This is a genomic window from Sinorhizobium arboris LMG 14919 (assembly GCF_000427465.1).
In the GTDB taxonomy this organism is placed as follows: domain Bacteria; phylum Pseudomonadota; class Alphaproteobacteria; order Rhizobiales; family Rhizobiaceae; genus Sinorhizobium; species Sinorhizobium arboris.
This window is the reverse complement of record NZ_ATYB01000014.1, coordinates 3,461,113-3,477,413: the sequence shown is the minus strand read 5'-3', so window position 1 is coordinate 3,477,413 and position 16,301 is coordinate 3,461,113. Positions and strand designations below refer to the sequence as shown.

The following is a 16,301-nucleotide window of genomic DNA, read 5'->3' as shown; positions in this document are numbered from 1 at the left end:
GCGGGCGCTTCTGCGTGATTCCCCGCCGGAAATCGATTCATGATGGAAACAGTCATGCGGCACGCTGAAGTGTCGCGGCGATGCGGTCGCCTGTCAGCAGCGGCCGCTTCAAGGCACGCCGAGCGTATCGCGGTCCCGCTTAGCTCACGATATCCATCCTGTGCATTGAAAGATTCACGCTCGGAACGCGGTGTCCCGATCCTTGCAGTTGCCAACAGCCCGTTTCCCAATTTGATCTGTTTTCAAAAAGGGAAGCATCCCACGGCTGGCAGGTCAAGCAAAGTCGACCGGATATAGGCACGGCGGGCGCGATTTGTCTGAAGAGCTGATGGTGCGGAACATGGCGGCGCAAGGCTTCCCTTCGAACCTCACTCCCGTGCGTCACGGGAATGAGGACGAAAAGGCAACCGCCGGGACGCGCGGCGCCGGAGGCGTCGCGTCAGTCGCCCAGTGCGTCGAGAATGCGTATCCACGAGCGGATGCCCTTGTGGAAGGACGTGAGCTCGTACTTCTCGTTGGGCGAGTGGATGCGGTCGTCGGAAAGCCCGAAACCGACGAGCAGCGATTCCATGCCGAGCATCCGCTGGAAGTCGCCGACGATGGGTATGGAGCCGCCCATGCCGATCACCACGGCGGGCTTCGGCCATTCATTCGAAAGCGCGGCCTTCGCCGTCGTCAGCAGCGCCGAATCGTAGGGCAGATGGATAGCCGGCGAAGCGCCGTGCGGATGAAATTCGACGGAGCAGTCCGCCGGGATCTTCGAGCGCACATAGGCGCGGAAGGTCTCGCGGATCTTCGCCGGATCCTGCTTGCCGACGAGACGGAACGAAACCTTGGCGGAGGCGCCTGCAGCAATCACCGTCTTGAAGCCTTCGCCCGTATAGCCGCCGATAATGCCGTTGACCTCCGCCGTCGGCCGTGCCCAGGTGAGTTCGAGCACGGAACGGCCCTTTTCGCCCGAGGGAATCGAGAGGCCTATCTCACCCAGAAATTTCTCGGCGGTCTGGCCGAGCGTTTCCCAAGCAGCCTTGATTTCGGCCGGCGTCTCCTCGACGCCTTCGTAGAAACCATCGAGCGTCACGCGGCCGGTCTCGTCGTGAAGGCCTGCGAGAATCTCGGCCAGAATGTGGATTGGGTTGGCTGCGGCACCGCCGAAATAGCCGGAGTGCAGATCGCGGTCCGCCGCCTTGACGACCACCTCCTCGCCGACAAGACCGCGCAAGCCGGCGGAAATCGCCGGCGTCTCACGGTCCCACATGCTGGTGTCGCAGACAAGCGCATAGTCGGCCTTGAGTTCCCCTGCATTGGCCTCCAGGAAGGGCTTGAGCGACGGAGAGCCGGATTCCTCCTCGCCCTCGAAAAGGATGGTGATGCGGCAGGGCAGCGCGCCGCGCGTCTCCTTATAGGCGCGAACCGCCTCGACGAAGGTCAGCAATTGGCCTTTGTCGTCGGCCGTGCCCCGGCCGGTGATGATCTTGCGCCCGGGCTCGACCTCCTTGATGGAAGGTTCGAAAGGCGGCGCCTCCCAGAGGTTCAGGGGATCGACCGGCTGCACATCGTAATGGCCATAGAAAAGCAGATGCGGTGCGCTGGCCTTCTCGGCGCCGTGATGGGCGACGACCATCGGATGGCCGGGCGTGTCGCGGACCGACGCGTCGAAGCCGAGGGATGCGAGTTCCGCCACCAGCCACTCGGCAGCCTTGCGGCACTCCGCCTTGAAGGCGGGATCGGTGGATATGGACTTGATGCGGACGAGGTCGAAGAGCCGCTCGAGACTCTCCGGAAGATTTGCGTCGGCGCGCTCGAGGACCGGGGTAATATCTGCCATCATGCGAATCCTTTGTGGGTCTCGCGGCGAAACTAGAATCGAAAGCCGGCGGCTTTAAGCGAAAACTTTTGATGCAACGATAAATTGTCGGATGAAGAGGATCAGGAAGCGTCGCCGTGGCGCGCCGTGTTCGCGAGCGCCATGCGCATATATTCGAGCATCAGTTCCTTTTCGAAGCGATGAAAGCCGGAAAACAGCGACTGTTCCGCTGCAACAGCCGCATCTTTTGCAGCCGCCTCCATCTTGCGGGCCCGCTCCGTCAGGAATATCTGCTGAGAGCGTTTGTCGCTCGGGTGCTTGCGGCGCAGGATGAGGCCGTCGCGCTCCATGCGGGCGAGCGTATTGGCCATGGTCGCCTGTTCGATATCGAGCCGGTCGAGAAGCTGCCTCTGCGTCAGTCCTTCCTCAGCCCATAATTCGAGCAGGATAGGAAACTGTCCGGGAGCAAAGCCGAGCTTCTGGCCCCGCTCCTGCAGAGCTCGCGAAAAGCCTCTTGCCAAAAGGCTGGCCAGATAGGTCGCAGATTCCATACGATTGAAGGCCATGCCTATGCCTAACGCGGGACGCGGGGCTGGCACAAGTTGCAAAGCCTGCAATGAAGCGCAAACTGCGCCGACTTCACGGGGATTTGAGATCGCGCCGGCGATCCTCCTTGGTTCGCCCGGATCAGAGACAACAAAAAACCGTCAAGGCGCGGAGGCGGCGCCATGACGGCTCTTTGAAAGCGGGACAAAGGCCCGGAGAGGGGGATGAGGCCTTTGTCCTCATCTGGTGCGGGCGGGGGACAGGCCAATCACCAGACGCACGGCATTGATGAGTGCCGCTCGACATGATTTGAGGAGTCAAATGTGGCATTTCAAGGATTGCCCGACTGAATCGCACATTACAAATACGTAACGTTTGCGTGAGTGTTCCGCGCTCGGTCGTCGGGCTCCCGGGGGCGCCTGGCGCTCGACTTTATGGGGCAGCGCAGGAAAACCGCAATGGACCTTTCCTTTGCCCCGCGCTATCCATGGCCGCATGAAAAACGGTGATCATCTCTTCCTCGTCGACGGCTCGGGCTTCATCTTCCGGGCGTTCCACGCAATCCCGCCGCTCAATCGAAAGTCGGACGGACTTCCCGTCAATGCGGTGGCGGGATTCTGCAACATGCTCTGGAAGCTATTGACCGACGCGCGCGACACCTCCGTCGGCGTGACGCCGACGCATTTCGCCGTGATCTTCGACTATTCCTCGAAAACCTTCCGCAACGGGCTCTACGACCAGTACAAGGCGAACCGGACAGCGCCGCCGGAGGACCTGATCCCGCAGTTCGGGCTCATCCGACACGCGACCCGCGCCTTCAACCTGCCCTGCATCGAGAAGGAGGGCTACGAGGCCGACGACCTCATCGCGACCTACGCGCGGATGGCCGAAGAGGCGGGCGCCGACGTGACCATCGTTTCGTCGGACAAGGACCTCATGCAGCTCGTCACGCCGAAGGTGTCGATGTATGACAGCATGAAGGACAAGCAGATCACCGTTCCGGACGTGATCGAGAAATGGGGCGTGCCGCCGGAAAAGATGATCGATCTCCAGGCGATGACCGGCGATTCGACCGATAACGTTCCGGGCATCCCCGGGATAGGGCCGAAGACGGCAGCCCAGCTCCTCGAGGAATATGGCGATCTCGACACGCTGCTTGCGCGGGCTGGCGAAATCAAACAGCAGAAGCGGCGCGAGTCCATCATCGCCAATGCCGATCTGGCGCGCCTTTCGCGTGAGCTCGTGACGCTGAAGAACGACACTCCGCTCGACGTGCCGCTCGAAGACTTCAGGCTCGATTCGCAGGACGGCCCGAAGCTCATCGCTTTCCTGAAGGCAATGGAATTCACCACGCTGACGCGCCGCGTCGCGGCGGCGACCGATACGGATGCCGAAGTGATCGAGCCGGCTCATGTACCGGTCGAATGGGGCGCGCAGGCGCATGGGCCGGATCTCGACATCGGCGAAGCGGGCGGCCCACCGCCGTCGCCGCAATCTTCGAGTGCGGCGCCGCCGCGCGGAAATGCGGCCAGGGCGGCGGTTTCGTTTCTTTCGCCCGGTCAGGATGCCGATACGACCGGTGCCACACCCTCCGGCCTCGCCGAGGCGCGTGCAGCCTATTTCGGCAGCGCCCCCTTCGACCATTCCGGATATCTCACCATCCGCGATATCGAGACGCTTGAACGCTGGATTGCCGACGCCCGCGAGGCGGGCCTCGTCGGCTTCGGCACCCAGGCGACGTCGCCCGACGCCATGCGCGCAGACCTCGTCGGCTTCTCGCTGGCGATCGCCGATTACGCGAATGACCCTTCGGGCTCCAGGATCAGGGCCGCCTATGTGCCGCTCGCGCACAAGAGCGGCGTCAGCGATCTCTTGGGAGGTGGCCTCGTCGAAAGCCAGGTGCCGGTCCGCGACGCCCTGAGCCGGCTAAAGGGGTTGCTGGAGGATCAGTCCGTCCTGAAGGTCGGGCAGAACCTGAAATACGGCTACCTCGTGATGAAGCGGCACGGTATCGCCATGCGAAGCTTCGACGACACGATGCTGATGTCCTATGTGCTGGACGCCGGCAACGGAGCCCATGGCATGGATTCTCTCGCCGAACGCTGGCTCGGCCACACGCCGGTCGCCTACAAGGACGTCACCGGTACCGGCCGGTCGTCGCTCACCTTCGACTTCGTCGGCATCGACAAGGCGACGACCTATGCAGCGGAGGATGCGGATATCACGCTGAGGCTTTGGCATGTGCTGAAGCCCCGACTCGCCGCCAAGGGCTTGACGCGCGTCTACGAGCGGCTGGAGCGGCCGCTGATTTCGGTACTTGCCGGCATGGAGGAACGCGGGATCACCGTCGACAGGCAGATTCTGTCGCGCCTCTCCGGCGAGCTGGCGCAGGGAGCAGCGGCGCTTGAGGACGAGATCTATCGCCTTGCCGGCGAGACCTTCACCATCGGCTCGCCGAAGCAGCTCGGCGACATTCTCTTTGGAAAGATGGGCCTTCCGGGCGGCTCCAAAACCAAGACCGGGCAATGGTCGACATCAGCGCAGGTGCTCGAGGATCTCGCTGCCGCCGGGCACGACCTGCCACGCAAGATCGTCGACTGGCGGCAGCTGACCAAGCTCAAATCGACCTATACCGACGCTCTGCCCGGCTTCGTGCATCCGGAAACGAAACGCGTCCACACCTGTTTTGCGTTGGCTGCGACGACGACCGGGCGGCTCTCCTCGTCCGACCCGAACCTGCAGAACATTCCGATCAGGACCGCCGAGGGACGCAAGATCCGCACGGCGTTCGTGACGACGCCGGGACACAAACTGGTCTCGGCGGACTACAGCCAGATCGAGCTCAGGGTGCTCGCCCACGTCGCGGACATCCCGCAGCTGCGCCAGGCCTTCGCCGATGGCGTCGACATCCATGCGATGACCGCTTCGGAAATGTTCGGCGTGCCGGTGGATGGTATGCCGAGCGAGATCCGCCGCCGCGCCAAGGCGATCAATTTCGGCATCATCTACGGCATCTCCGCCTTCGGGCTTGCCAATCAGCTTTCGATAGAGCGCTCGGAGGCGAGCGACTATATCAAACGATATTTCGAGCGCTTCCCCGGCATCCGCGACTATATGGAAAACACCAAGGCCTTCGCCCGCGAGAACGGTTATGTCGAAACGATCTTCGGTCGCCGTGCGCACTACCCGGACATCCGCTCGTCCAATCCTTCGATGCGCGCCTTCAACGAACGCGCTTCGATCAATGCCCCGATCCAGGGCTCGGCTGCCGATATCATCCGCCGCGCAATGGTCAAGATGGAGCCGGCACTCGAGGCGGCCAGGCTTTCCGCGCGAATGCTCCTTCAGGTTCATGACGAACTCATCTTCGAGGTGGAGGATGGCGAGATCGAGCGAGCCATTCCGGTCATCGTGTCGGTGATGGAGAACGCCGCGATGCCCGCGCTCGACATGAGGGTACCGCTCAAGGTCGATGCGCGCGCGGCAAACAACTGGGACGAGGCGCATTAAGGCCGGCCAGACCAAGTCCCTGGGCTGAAAGAACCCTTCCCTCGCCGCAGACGCGGCGTTGCTCTCATCTCTGTGACAGGCACAGAGAAGGGGAGATTGCAGTCCTCCGATACGTTTCCAACGGCGCCGCGCGTCTCATTCAGGGGAGCAAAGGTTCAATCCCGCCCGGGCAGCACCCTGTCGGGCGGGCGGTGGCCGTCGAAGAAGGTACGGATGTTGATCACCACCTTCTCGCCCATGTCGATGCGGCCTTCCAGCGTCGCCGAACTCATATGCGGCAGGAGCACAACCTTTCCCTCGCCGGCAAGCCTGATGAGCTTCGGATTGACGGCCGGTTCGTTTTCGAACACGTCGAGGCCTGCGCCGGCGATCTTGCCTTCACGGAGACTCTTGATCAGAGCGGCCTCGTCGATGATGCCGCCGCGGGCGGTGTTGACGATATAGCTGTCGGGCCGCATCAGCGCCAGCCGCCGGGCGGAGAGCAGATGATAAGTCGCCGGGGTTGACGGGCAGTTGACGGAGACGATGTCGACGCGGGCGAGCATCTGATCGAGGCTGTCCCAGTAGGTCGCTTCCAGCATCTCCTCGGTTTCGCGCTTGACGCGGTGACGATTGTGGTAGTGGATCGAAAGCCCGAAAGCCTTGGCGCGGCGGGCGACGGCGGTTCCGATCCGCCCCATGCCGACGATACCGATGCGTTTGCCGGCAATGCGCCGGCCCAGCATCCAAGTGGGGGACCAGCCTGCCCATTCCCCCTTCCGATCGGTCAGCATCTGGGCACCTTCGGCGAGGCGGCGCGGCACCGCGAGGATCAGCGCCATCGTCATGTCGGCGGTATCCTCGGTCAGGACGTTCGGCGTGTTGGTCACGGTGATGCCCTTGCGCGCGGCCGCATCCACATCGATGTTGTCGACACCATTCGAGAAGGCGGCGATGAGCTTGAGCTGCGGCCCGGCCTGCTCGATCAGCGCGGCGTCTATCCGGTCCGTCACCGTCGGCACGAGCACGTCGGCCCGCTTGACCGCGGCAACCAGCTCCGGCTGGCTGCGCGGCGTGTCATCGATGTTCAGCTCCGCGTCGAAGAGCTCGCGCATCCTGGTTTCGACGAGGTCCGGCAGTTTGCGGGTGATGTACACCGTTGGCTTTTTCTTGCTTGTCATTGCTGTGAGCAGCGCCCTCGTTGACGGGTCCTTAACCAAGTCGGGTGATAGTTCTCCCTACAGCCGCAATTTCTACCAGACCCGGTGGGGAACACAATTGAAAGTCGCCGCCCCGTGCGGGGATTCGAAAGGTGCGGGGATTTGCGGGCGACTGGCCGGTCAGCATCGCAAGGGCCTGCGCAAAGCCCTGCTTACGTTCGGAAGATGAGCTTCGTCATGCGTCACGTCATTTCCAGAGTTTCCATTCTCACGATGGCAGCCTTGCTCGGAGCGGTCTTGACGGCCGCCACCGCCCACGCGCAGGCCGCGAAAGGGCCGAGCGGGCTTCCCCTCCCCCGTTTCGTCAGCCTGAAGGCGAAAAGCGTAAACCTGAGAATCGGCCCGAGCATCGATTATGCAGTTGCCTTCCGCTACCTCAAATCCGGTGTGCCGGTCGAGATCATCCAGGAATACGACAATTGGCGCCGGATCCGGGACGCCGACGGTACCGAGGGCTGGGTCAACCAGGCGCTTCTCTCCGGCGATCGTACGGCCCTGGCCGCCCCATGGATGCGCAGCAAGGGTGAGGGCGTTTTCGTCAACATGCGTCGCGACCCGCAGGGCACTGCGCCGATCGTCGCCCGCATCGAACCCGGCGTCATGCTGCACATCGGCGAATGCAACGGCGACTGGTGCCATGCCGAAACGCAAGGGGTCGAAGGCTGGATCGCCCAGAGCGAGATCTGGGGCGCATATCCGGGCGAGGCCTTCAAATAGGCGGTGGCGAAGGGGCGGCGTCAGCTCCCCATACGGCTGCGCTCGAGCTTCGAAATAAGGTCGGCGACGAGCTCGTCGACGCTCGTCGCCGCGGTGTCGATGACGAGGGGACGCGACCCCCAATCTTCGTAAACGCGATCGGCGATCTCTTGCCAGGTTGGTTTCGTCAGCCCCGGTACGTCGGAAAGCCGGGTTTCCGCGCGCCGGCGATGTTCCGCCTTGTCCGAGCAGACGACCTCCACCTCGACGGCCGGTGCCGCCGATCGGTCTGCGACCGCGCGCCAGGCGTCTCGCGTCACGCCCAGGCCATTGACGGAATCGGCAATGACGGTGTGGCCGAGCGTGAGGTTGTCCTCGGCCACCCCATAGGCCGCCAGATATCCTGCGGCCCCGACTTCGGAGTCCGGGACGCCCGAAGCTCGAATGCATTGCTCGATCGTATCGACGCGCACATGCACCGCGCCTAACCGCTTCGCCAAAGCGCGAGCAATCGTCGTCTTCCCGGAGCCGGGCAAGCCTCCCAAGATGATGAGCATGAACGCGTGCTTTCGTTTCGCCGCTCGGACGGGAGCCTCAGACGAGAGCAGCCTGCCGGGCAGCGCCGGCAAGCGAAACCAGCGGGCGCGGGCCGATCTGGCCGATGACGATGCCCGCGGCCATATTGCCGAGCTTGCTGCAATCCTCGAGCGAGCGGCCCGCGGTGTAGCCGAAGAGGAAGCCGGCCGCGTAGAGATCGCCGGCACCGGTGGTGTCGACCACTTGCTCCAGAACGCTCGCGCCGACGCGTACGCGCTCAGACCCGCGCACGACGACGGAGCCTTCCTCGCTCAGCGTGACCGCCGCAAGCTTGCAGTCCTTGGCCAGCAGCGCGAGCGCGCGGTCGAAGTCTTCGGTTTCGTAAAGCGCGAGCGCCTCCTGCCGGTTGGCGAAGACGATGTCGACCGTGCCCGAGCGCATCAGCTCGAGGAACTCGCTCCGGTAGCGATGCACGCAGAAACTGTCGGAGAGCGTCATCGCCGTTTCCCGCCCATGGGCATGGGCGATGCGCGCCGCTTCGCGGATCGCGTCCTTGGCGCGCGGCGGGTCCCATAGGTAGCCTTCGAAATAGGTTACCTTCGACTGGGCAACGACGTCGTCCTCGACATCGTCAGGACCGAGCTCGACGCAGGCGCCGAGATAGGTGTTCATCGAGCGCTCGCCATCCTCGGTCACGAAGATCATCGAGCGGGCCGTCGGGGGATGGCCGTCGAGCGGCTTCGTCTGGAAATGGACGCCCTGTGCGCGGATGTCGTGGGTGAAGATCTCGCCGAGCTGGTCGTCGGCGACCTTGCCGAAATAGGCAGCGCGCCCGCCAAGGCTCGCAACGCCTGCCGCCGTATTGCCGGCGCTGCCGCCGGAGGCTTCGACCGCCGGTCCCATTCGCGAATAGAGCAACTCGGCGCGTTCGGCGTTGATGAGGTTCATCGCGCCCTTGATGATGCCGTTTTCCTCGAGAAAGCTGTCATCGCAGCGCGCAATGATATCGACGATCGCGTTGCCGATCGTCAGAACGTCGTATTTTGCCATGAACTCCGTCCGGGTTTCTTGGTGACCGGTGTTCGTTAATAGCGGTTTTCCGGCCATTTGGAAGACGCAACAGCGTTATGCGCTTCTTCAAATGCCGGAAGGCTCCCGCATGCAGCGGAAAATCGGGGGATGCCGACGATCACGTCGGCAGCGCCTTTGCATCATAGGCGCCGGCGAAATCGGCGCTTGGCGGGATCGGCTTAATGATGTCGATCATCACGCCGTTCGGGTCGGCCATGATGAAATGGCGTTGACCGAAGTCTTCGTCGCAGATCGGCTTAAGGATGGGCAGGCCCGCATCGCGTATCTCGGCATAGAGCCCATCGGGGTCTTCCACCTCGAAATTCAGAAGCAGGCCCTGCACCGGCGCCCGGTGCCGTTCGGGCACCGTCTCATGACGGTAGTCGAGCACGGCTAGCGTGACATGTTCGTCCTCGGTCGATTGAAGATGCATATACCAATCGCTGACGAAAAGTGCCTCGAAGCGCAGATGCTTGACGTAGAAATCCGCCGTCCGCCGCACGTCGTGCGTCATGATCACCGGATAATAGCTCGTCGATTTCATCCTTTCCCTCCGTCGCCTGATCACATACAATCTGCATGTATCCTCGATAACATACAGGCTGCATGTATGCAACAAAAAGAACCACGGCGCTCCAACCGGGAGCGCTCCGATGCCACCCGAACGGCGATCCTCGATGCCGCACGCACACTCTTCGTCTCCAGAGGCTACGCCGAAACCGCGACGCCGGACATCGTCGCCGCAGCCGGGCTCACGCGCGGCGCGCTCTATCACCACTTCGACGACAAAAAGGCGCTGTTTCGGGCGATCGTGGAACGGGAAGCCTGTGAAGTCGCGGCGACGATCGAGCGATTGGCCGGCGCTCCCCTGGCACCTCGCGAGGCACTGCTCGCCGGAGCAGCGGCCTATTTCGATGCCATGGCCGTTCCAGGCAGGGTGCGCCTGCTGCTGCTTGACGGGCCGGCCGTGCTGGGCGTCACCGAAATGGCGGCTCTCGACGCCGCCCATGGCGGCAGAACGCTGGAGGAAGGCCTGGCCGCCGCCATGGCTCCGCACCGCCTGGAAGAAAAGACCGTCAAGGCGATGGCGTTCCTGCTGTCGGCCGCTTTCGATCGCGCGGCGCTCGAAATCGACGCGGGTGCCGCTCGCGCCGACTATGCCTACGCCATCGACCGGCTGATCGATCGCCTGATCGCTCCATGACCCGTCGCCCTCAGGCGGGCAATTAGCCGGCGGCGGGAACCATCTGCGGCGGCAATTCGACGAGCGGCGCCGGGACGTCGCAGGTCTTTTCCGGCGATCTGCAGAGGTCGGCAATGACGCAGCGCTCGCATTCCGGCCGCCGCGCCTTGCACACGTAGCGCCCATGCAGGATCAGCCAGTGATGGGCATGGAACAGATAGTGCTTGGGGATAACGCGCAGGAGGTGAGCCTCCACCTCGTCCGGCGTTTTGCCGGGCGCGAGCCGAATGCGGTTGGCGATGCGGAAGATGTGGGTGTCGACGGCAATCGTCGGCTGACCGAAAGCCATCGAGAGCACGACGTTCGCGGTCTTTCGCCCGACGCCGGGCAGCGTCACGAGCTCCTCGCGCGTGCGCGGCACCTCGCCGCCGAAGTCGGCGATCAGCTTTTCGGAGAGCGCGATGACGTTTTTGGCCTTGTTGCGATAGAGGCCGATCGTCTTGATATAGTCGCGAACCCGTTCCTCACCGAGCGCCAGCATCTTTTCGGGCGTATCGGCGACGGCGAAGAGCTGCCTGGTCGCCTTGTTGACGCCGGAATCCGTCGCCTGCGCCGAGAGTGCCACCGCCACGACGAGCGTGAACGGATTGACGTGCTCGAGCTCGCCCTTCGGCTCCGGACGCTGAACCGCAAAGCGGCGGAAGATTTCCTCCACTTCCGCGGGGCGGTATGCGCTGCGCGGTCCCGCACGGCCTCCCGTGCGGCGCGTTGTCGCTTTTGCCGGCTTCGGCTCGTGTGGTGGCGATTTGAGTTTCACGTTTTTCATGCTGCATCTATAGTCAAGGGTCATGATCAAAGGCAACGCTGCGCCAACCATCAATGACGAGCCGATCTTTGCGGCCGAACTCACCCCCTACCGCTCGCTGGGACACAGGGGCTTCAAGATTTTCCTGATGATCGCCGGCATCATGAGCCTGATGCACATCATCGTGTTTCTGGTCATCGGCGCCTGGCCGATCGTGTTTTTCTTCGGCCTCGATTTCATCCTGCTGTTCGGTGCCTTCTGGCTCAACTACCACGCGGGGCGGGCCCGCGAGGAAGTCAGCGTCTCGCGCACCGACGTGTCGGTCAGGAAGTTCGCGCCGTCGGGAAAGGTGATCGAACACCGCTTCAACACCTTCTGGGCACGTTTCAGCATCAAGCGTCGTCAGGAGATCGGCATCGTCTCGATGAAGATCAGTGGCGGCGGCCGGCAGACCGAGATCGGCTCCTTCCTCAACCGCGACGACCGCGAGACCTTCGCCGTCGCCTTTGCCCGGGCGCTGGCGACCGCCAGGTCGCGTTGAGCCGGCTGGGCGACAAGAATCGGGTGGTTACGGGATTGCCGGCATGATTATCTGTGGCACAAGGAGATGATCATGAACGTCGTTACATCCATTCCCACCGACATCACCCCGGAAGGCACCGACTACGACACGGTCAGGCGCGTGATCGCGATGCTGACCGAAGATTATCGCGAGCAGCCGTCGCTCGAGTCGCTTGCCCGGCGCCTCGGCCAATCGCCGACGCAGCTTCAGAAGGTCTTCACCCGTTGGGCGGGGCTTTCGCCCAAGGCCTTCCTGCAGGCGATCACTCTCGACCACGCCAAGCGGCTGCTGCGCCAGGAGGACATGCCGTTGCTCGAGACCAGCATCGAGGTCGGCCTGTCGGGGCCGGGCCGGCTGCACGATCTCTTTGTCACGCATGAAGCGATGTCGCCCGGCGAATGGAAGGCGCGCGGCGCGGGTCTCACCATCCGCTACGGCTTTCACCCCTCGCCCTTCGGCACGGCCCTTGTGATGGTGACCGACCGCGGCCTGGCCGGCCTCGCCTTCGCCGATTCGGGCGAGGAGCGGGCGAGCTTCGAAGACATGGCCACCAGATGGCCGAACGCCGCCTATGTCGAGGACAGCGCGGCGACGGCGCGCTATGCGGCGCGCATTTTCGATCCCGACCGCTGGTGCGCGGAAGAGCCGCTGAGGATTTTCCTGATCGGCTCGGACTTTCAGGTCCGCGTATGGCAGACGCTTCTGAAAATCCCGTTCGGCAAGGCCACGACCTACTCGAAGATCGCCAAAGACCTCGGCCAGCCGACGGCCTCGCGTGCCGTCGGCGCGGCGGTCGGGCGCAATCCGATCTCCTTCGTCGTGCCCTGCCACCGCGCACTCGGCAAGACCGGCGATCTCACCGGTTATCACTGGGGCCTGACGCGCAAGCGCGCGATTCTCGGCTGGGAGGCGGGGAAAGCTTGAAGGGCCGCCATGATGCCCCCATCCGCCCACCGGCACTTTCTCCCCGCGGGGCGAAGGGACAAGCGGCGAACCGCGCCCATACACATCTGGCCGCTGGCACGTTCCCTCTCCCCGCAGGCGGGGAGAGGGGCAACCGCCCTCAATGCGCCCCGGACATATCCCCGAGCACTTCCTTCGAAGCGACGGTCGAATCCGCGTTCAGCTTGTAGACCATCGGCACTCCGGTCGCGAGATTGAGCTTGAGGATCTCTTCCTTGGTCAGCTTGTCCAACACCATCACGAGGGAGCGCAGCGAGTTGCCGTGGGCGGCGACGAGCACCTTCTCGCCCGAAAGCACGCGCGGCAGGATGTCGGTCAGATAATAGGGCCAGACGCGCGCGCCGGTGTCGCGCAGGCTCTCGCCTCCGGGCGGCGGCACGTCGTAGGAGCGCCGCCAGATATGGACCTGCTCCTCGCCCCATTTCGCCCGCGCATCGTCCTTGTTGAGACCGGAGAGATCGCCGTAGTCGCGCTCGTTCAGGGCCTGGTCGCGGATCGTTTCGAGCGACGACTGGCCGACGGCATCAAGCACGAGCTGGCAGGTACGCTGGGCCCGGACGAGGACGGAGGTGAAGGCGACGTCGAACTTGATGCCGTAATCGGCGAGCGCCTTGCCGCCGGCCTTTGCCTCCTCGATGCCGAGCTCCGTAAGGTCGGGATCGCGCCAGCCGGTGAAGAGGTTCTTCAGGTTCCAGTCGCTCTGGCCGTGCCGGACAAGGACGAGAGTGCCGCTCATTTCGATTTCCTCTTTGTAAATTATCGGATTTCAGTCGAGCCCGAGAACGTCGAGCATGGAATAAAAGCCTGGCTTCTGACTCCGACCCCAGAGCGCTGCCGCGACAGCCCCGCGAGCGAAGATCGAACGATCCGTGGCGCTGTGCGAAAGGGTGACCATTTCGCCCTCTCCCGCAATCATCACCGAATGCTCGCCGATGACCGAGCCGCCGCGGAGCGTCGCAAAGCCGATCGCCGCTTCGGGCCGTGCGCCGGTATGGCCGTCGCGTACCCGCACGGAGTGGTCCGCAAGCTCGATGCCGCGCCCCTTCGCCGCCGCTTCACCAAGGAGCAGCGCCGTGCCGGAGGGCGCGTCGACCTTGTGCTTGTGGTGCATTTCGAGGATCTCGATGTCCCATCCCTGAGCCGGTAGCGCGCGCGCGGCCTTTTCGGTGAGCACGCCGAGCAGGTTGACGCCGAGGCTCATATTGCCTGATTTGACGACGCGAGCGTGTCGGGCGGCGGCACGGATCTTCGCCTCGTCGTCCGCCGAGCATCCGGTCGTGCCGATGACGTGGACGATGCGCGCCTGCGCCGCAAGACCTGCGAACTCCACAGTGGCGGCGGGCGCCGTGAAATCCAGCACGCCCTCGGCTTCGACAAAAGCTTCGAGCGGCTTGTCGGTGATGGCGACCCCCATCGAGCCGACACCGGCGAGCTCGCCGGCATCGCGGCCGATGAAGGGCGATCCGGGCCGCTCGATCGCGGCATGAAGGCACACACCGGCCGTCTCGTGCACGATCCGGATCAGCGTCTGGCCCATACGGCCGGCCGCGCCGACCACCACGAGCTTCATGTCCGTTTCGCTCATCGTGAACTTCCTCTTGTGCTACAGGATTTGGGCCTCGGCGAGCGTATCCGCTCCGCCGCCCTGAAGATTGTGGAGGCGAGCGTAAAGACCGTCCGGACGGCGCGCAAGCTCCTCGTGGGTGCCCTCTTCGACGACCATGCCATCCTTCATGACGACGATTTTGTCCGCATTGACGACGGTGGAGAGCCGGTGGGCGATGACGATGACGGTGCGGCCGCTCATCGCCTGGTCCAGCGCCTTCTGGACGGCCGCTTCCGACTCCGTGTCGAGCGCCGATGTCGCCTCGTCCAGAAGCAGGACGGGCGCGTTGCGGACGAGTGCGCGCGCAATCGACAGGCGCTGACGCTGGCCGCCGGACAGCGTCACGCCATGCTCGCCGACGGGCGTGTCATAGCCCTGCGGCTGCGCCAGGATGAAATCATGGGCGTAGGCAAGCCGCGCCGCCTCCTCGATCTCGGCATCGGTCGCATCGGGACGGCCGTAACGGATGTTGTCGCGGATCGAACCTTCGAAGAGATAGGGCTGCTGCGAGACATAGGCGAGGCCGGCACGAAGCGACTGCTTGGTGACGCCGGCGATATTCTGGCCGTCGATCAGGATCTCGCCGGACCGCGGATCGTAGAATCGCGGAATGAGGCTGATGATGGTCGACTTGCCGGCGCCGGACGGGCCGACGAGCGCCGTGGTCTTGCCGCCCTCCGCCCGGAAGCTGACCCCTTTGAGGATTTCCTCACCATTGCCGTAGGCGAAGCGAACGTCGCGCAACTCGACGGTCGCTTCGCTGAAGGTCAGCTCCGTTGCGCCCGGCCGGTCGCGCTGATGCGGCACCGTATCGAGTATTTCGTAAATCATCCGTGCGTTGACGGCGGCGCGTTCCAGCGAGACCTGCAGGCGCGCGAGACGCCGGGCCGGATCATAGGCCATGAGCAGGGCGGTGACGAAGGCGAAGAACGCTCCGGGCGGCACGTTGTGATAGATCGTGCGGAAGGCGGCATAGGCGAGGACGCTTGAGATCGCCAGTCCGGCGAAGGTCTCGGTCATCGGCGCGGTTCGCTCGCTCAGCCGCGCGATGCGGTTGGCGCGGTTCTCGGCGCGATCGATGATCGCCTCGACCTTGCGCCGCAGCTCGTTCTCCATCGTGAAGGCCTTGACGATGGTGATGCCCTGGATGGTCTCCTGCATGGCGCCGAGAACCCGGCTGTTGACCTCGACGGCCTCGCGCGTCGCCAGGCGCAGGCGCCTGGAAATGTAGCGAAGTCCGAGGAGCAACGGCGGCGCAACGAAGAAAACGATCAGCGACAGGAGCCAGTCCTTGCTGAACATGACCGCGACCAGGCCGATCAGTGTCAGAAGGTCGCGGGCAATCGAGGTGACCGTCATGTTGAGCACGTCGCGAATGCCGCTGACGTTCTGGCTGACCTTGGCGGCGAGCTGAGCGGAGCGGTGCTCGTGGAAATAGCCGACGCTGAGCGCCATCAGATGCGCGTACAGGCGGCGCTGGTAGCTGGCGACGATGCTGTTGCCGATCTTGGAAAGAGCGACTGCCTGCCCGTAGGTCGCAAGCCCCCTGAGGACGAAGGCGGCGAAGATCGCACCGCAGATCAGGAGCACGATATCCGCGCGCCTGTTGGCGAAAGCCTCGTTGACGACCGCCTCCATGATCCAGGCGGTGAAGCCGGTCGTCGCGGCCACCACGACGAGACATGCGATTGCAAAAGCATAGCCCCGGATGTGGTCGCGGCCGTTTTCGGCGATGACGCGCCTGAGGATCCCCGTGATCGTTTCGGAATCGACTGCGCGCTTGTTTCTATCCTTGGCGTTCAATAAGCCCGTCTTC

General features: G+C 63.8%; 15 protein-coding genes. 5 read left to right on the top strand and 10 right to left on the bottom strand.

The window, feature by feature from the left end; genetic code table 11:
* Nucleotides 1-439: 439 nt before the first annotated feature.
* The gene (locus tag SINAR_RS0127910) at nt 440-1,831 is read right to left on the bottom strand and encodes a M20/M25/M40 family metallo-hydrolase (RefSeq protein ID WP_028002141.1); all 1,392 of its coding nucleotides are present in this window, start codon (nt 1,829-1,831) and stop codon (nt 440-442) included.
* Between the two features lie 98 nt (nt 1,832-1,929).
* Nucleotides 1,930-2,373 (bottom strand): MarR family winged helix-turn-helix transcriptional regulator, encoded by a 444-nt coding sequence (locus SINAR_RS0127905; protein ID WP_028002140.1) that lies wholly within the window; start codon nt 2,371-2,373, stop codon nt 1,930-1,932.
* A gap of 475 nt (nt 2,374-2,848) precedes the next feature.
* On the opposite strand from SINAR_RS0127905, the gene polA reads away from it, so the two are divergent.
* Nucleotides 2,849-5,863, top strand: a complete 3,015-nt coding sequence (polA, locus tag SINAR_RS0127900; RefSeq protein ID WP_028002139.1) for a DNA polymerase I — start codon at nt 2,849-2,851, stop codon at nt 5,861-5,863.
* A 155-nt stretch (nt 5,864-6,018) separates the two neighbouring features.
* On the opposite strand, the gene SINAR_RS0127895 is transcribed toward polA, so the two are convergent.
* Nucleotides 6,019-7,023: a 2-hydroxyacid dehydrogenase gene (locus tag SINAR_RS0127895; RefSeq protein WP_028002138.1), complete on the bottom strand. Its 1,005-nt coding sequence runs from the start codon at nt 7,021-7,023 to the stop codon at nt 6,019-6,021.
* A 252-nt stretch (nt 7,024-7,275) separates the two neighbouring features.
* Between SINAR_RS0127895 and SINAR_RS0127890 the strand changes: the two genes are divergently transcribed.
* Nucleotides 7,276-7,779 (top strand): SH3 domain-containing protein, encoded by a 504-nt coding sequence (locus tag SINAR_RS0127890; protein WP_234710666.1) that lies wholly within the window; start codon nt 7,276-7,278, stop codon nt 7,777-7,779.
* 20 nt (nt 7,780-7,799) lie between these two features.
* On the opposite strand, the gene SINAR_RS0127885 is transcribed toward SINAR_RS0127890, so the two are convergent.
* The 3 genes from SINAR_RS0127885 to SINAR_RS0127875 all read right to left on the bottom strand — a co-directional run bounded on the left by SINAR_RS0127885 (nt 7,800) and on the right by SINAR_RS0127875 (nt 9,910).
* Nucleotides 7,800-8,315 (bottom strand): P-loop nucleotide/nucleoside kinase family protein, encoded by a 516-nt coding sequence (locus SINAR_RS0127885; RefSeq protein WP_028002136.1) that lies wholly within the window; start codon nt 8,313-8,315, stop codon nt 7,800-7,802.
* 37 nt (nt 8,316-8,352) lie between these two features.
* On the bottom strand, nt 8,353-9,345 hold the full coding sequence (locus tag SINAR_RS0127880) for an adenosine kinase (protein WP_028002135.1): 993 nt from the start codon (nt 9,343-9,345) through the stop codon (nt 8,353-8,355).
* Nucleotides 9,346-9,484: 139 nt separating this feature from the next.
* Nucleotides 9,485-9,910, bottom strand: a complete 426-nt coding sequence (locus SINAR_RS0127875) for a VOC family protein (protein ID WP_028002134.1) — start codon at nt 9,908-9,910, stop codon at nt 9,485-9,487.
* Nucleotides 9,911-9,976: 66 nt separating this feature from the next.
* Between SINAR_RS0127875 and SINAR_RS0127870 the strand changes: the two genes are divergently transcribed.
* Entirely contained in the window at nt 9,977-10,570 is a 594-nt protein-coding gene (locus SINAR_RS0127870; protein ID WP_028002133.1) for a TetR/AcrR family transcriptional regulator, read from the top strand.
* A 22-nt stretch (nt 10,571-10,592) separates the two neighbouring features.
* Here the strand turns inward: SINAR_RS0127870 and nth are convergent, their stop codons facing one another.
* Complete coding sequence (gene nth / locus SINAR_RS0127865; RefSeq protein ID WP_028002132.1) at nt 10,593-11,375, bottom strand: endonuclease III; 783 nt, start codon at nt 11,373-11,375, stop codon at nt 10,593-10,595.
* Between the two features lie 22 nt (nt 11,376-11,397).
* Between nth and SINAR_RS0127860 the strand changes: the two genes are divergently transcribed.
* Together SINAR_RS0127860 and SINAR_RS0127855 are read left to right on the top strand one after the other, a co-directional pair.
* The gene (locus tag SINAR_RS0127860) at nt 11,398-11,895 is read left to right on the top strand and encodes a DUF2244 domain-containing protein (protein WP_028002131.1); all 498 of its coding nucleotides are present in this window, start codon (nt 11,398-11,400) and stop codon (nt 11,893-11,895) included.
* Between the two features lie 72 nt (nt 11,896-11,967).
* Nucleotides 11,968-12,840, top strand: coding sequence for a methylated-DNA--[protein]-cysteine S-methyltransferase (locus SINAR_RS0127855; RefSeq protein WP_028002130.1), 873 nt, complete (start codon nt 11,968-11,970; stop codon nt 12,838-12,840).
* Between the two features lie 139 nt (nt 12,841-12,979).
* On the opposite strand, the gene SINAR_RS0127850 is transcribed toward SINAR_RS0127855, so the two are convergent.
* The 3 genes from SINAR_RS0127850 to SINAR_RS0127840 are packed head-to-tail and all read right to left on the bottom strand — an operon-like array spanning nt 12,980 to nt 16,288.
* A complete protein-coding gene (locus tag SINAR_RS0127850) occupies nt 12,980-13,615 on the bottom strand; it encodes a 2,3-bisphosphoglycerate-dependent phosphoglycerate mutase (RefSeq protein WP_028002129.1) in 636 nt (211 codons plus the stop codon).
* Nucleotides 13,616-13,645: 30 nt separating this feature from the next.
* The gene (gene dapB / locus SINAR_RS0127845) at nt 13,646-14,464 is read right to left on the bottom strand and encodes a 4-hydroxy-tetrahydrodipicolinate reductase (RefSeq protein ID WP_028002128.1); all 819 of its coding nucleotides are present in this window, start codon (nt 14,462-14,464) and stop codon (nt 13,646-13,648) included.
* Nucleotides 14,465-14,482: 18 nt separating this feature from the next.
* The gene (locus tag SINAR_RS0127840) at nt 14,483-16,288 is read right to left on the bottom strand and encodes an ABC transporter ATP-binding protein (protein WP_028002127.1); all 1,806 of its coding nucleotides are present in this window, start codon (nt 16,286-16,288) and stop codon (nt 14,483-14,485) included.
* Nucleotides 16,289-16,301: the final 13 nt, after the last annotated feature.

Excerpts from the sequence above, each read along its gene's own strand:
- SINAR_RS0127905 (WP_028002140.1), bottom strand. The coding sequence starts at position 2,373 with ATGGCCTTCAATCGTATGGAATCTGCGACCTATCTGGCCAGCCTTTTG.
- dapB (WP_028002128.1), bottom strand. The coding sequence starts at position 14,464 with ATGAGCGAAACGGACATGAAGCTCGTGGTGGTCGGCGCGGCCGGCCGT.
- SINAR_RS0127890 (WP_234710666.1), top strand. The coding sequence starts at position 7,276 with ATGGCAGCCTTGCTCGGAGCGGTCTTGACGGCCGCCACCGCCCACGCG.
- SINAR_RS0127885 (WP_028002136.1), bottom strand. The coding sequence starts at position 8,315 with ATGCTCATCATCTTGGGAGGCTTGCCCGGCTCCGGGAAGACGACGATT.
- SINAR_RS0127895 (WP_028002138.1), bottom strand. The coding sequence starts at position 7,023 with ATGACAAGCAAGAAAAAGCCAACGGTGTACATCACCCGCAAACTGCCG.
- SINAR_RS0127850 (WP_028002129.1), bottom strand. The coding sequence starts at position 13,615 with ATGAGCGGCACTCTCGTCCTTGTCCGGCACGGCCAGAGCGACTGGAAC.
- SINAR_RS0127870 (WP_028002133.1), top strand. The coding sequence starts at position 9,977 with ATGCAACAAAAAGAACCACGGCGCTCCAACCGGGAGCGCTCCGATGCC.
- SINAR_RS0127860 (WP_028002131.1), top strand. The coding sequence starts at position 11,398 with ATGATCAAAGGCAACGCTGCGCCAACCATCAATGACGAGCCGATCTTT.
- SINAR_RS0127855 (WP_028002130.1), top strand. The coding sequence starts at position 11,968 with ATGAACGTCGTTACATCCATTCCCACCGACATCACCCCGGAAGGCACC.
- SINAR_RS0127875 (WP_028002134.1), bottom strand. The coding sequence starts at position 9,910 with ATGAAATCGACGAGCTATTATCCGGTGATCATGACGCACGACGTGCGG.
- polA (WP_028002139.1), top strand. The coding sequence starts at position 2,849 with ATGAAAAACGGTGATCATCTCTTCCTCGTCGACGGCTCGGGCTTCATC.
- nth (WP_028002132.1), bottom strand. The coding sequence starts at position 11,375 with ATGAAAAACGTGAAACTCAAATCGCCACCACACGAGCCGAAGCCGGCA.
- SINAR_RS0127880 (WP_028002135.1), bottom strand. The coding sequence starts at position 9,345 with ATGGCAAAATACGACGTTCTGACGATCGGCAACGCGATCGTCGATATC.
- SINAR_RS0127910 (WP_028002141.1), bottom strand. The coding sequence starts at position 1,831 with ATGATGGCAGATATTACCCCGGTCCTCGAGCGCGCCGACGCAAATCTT.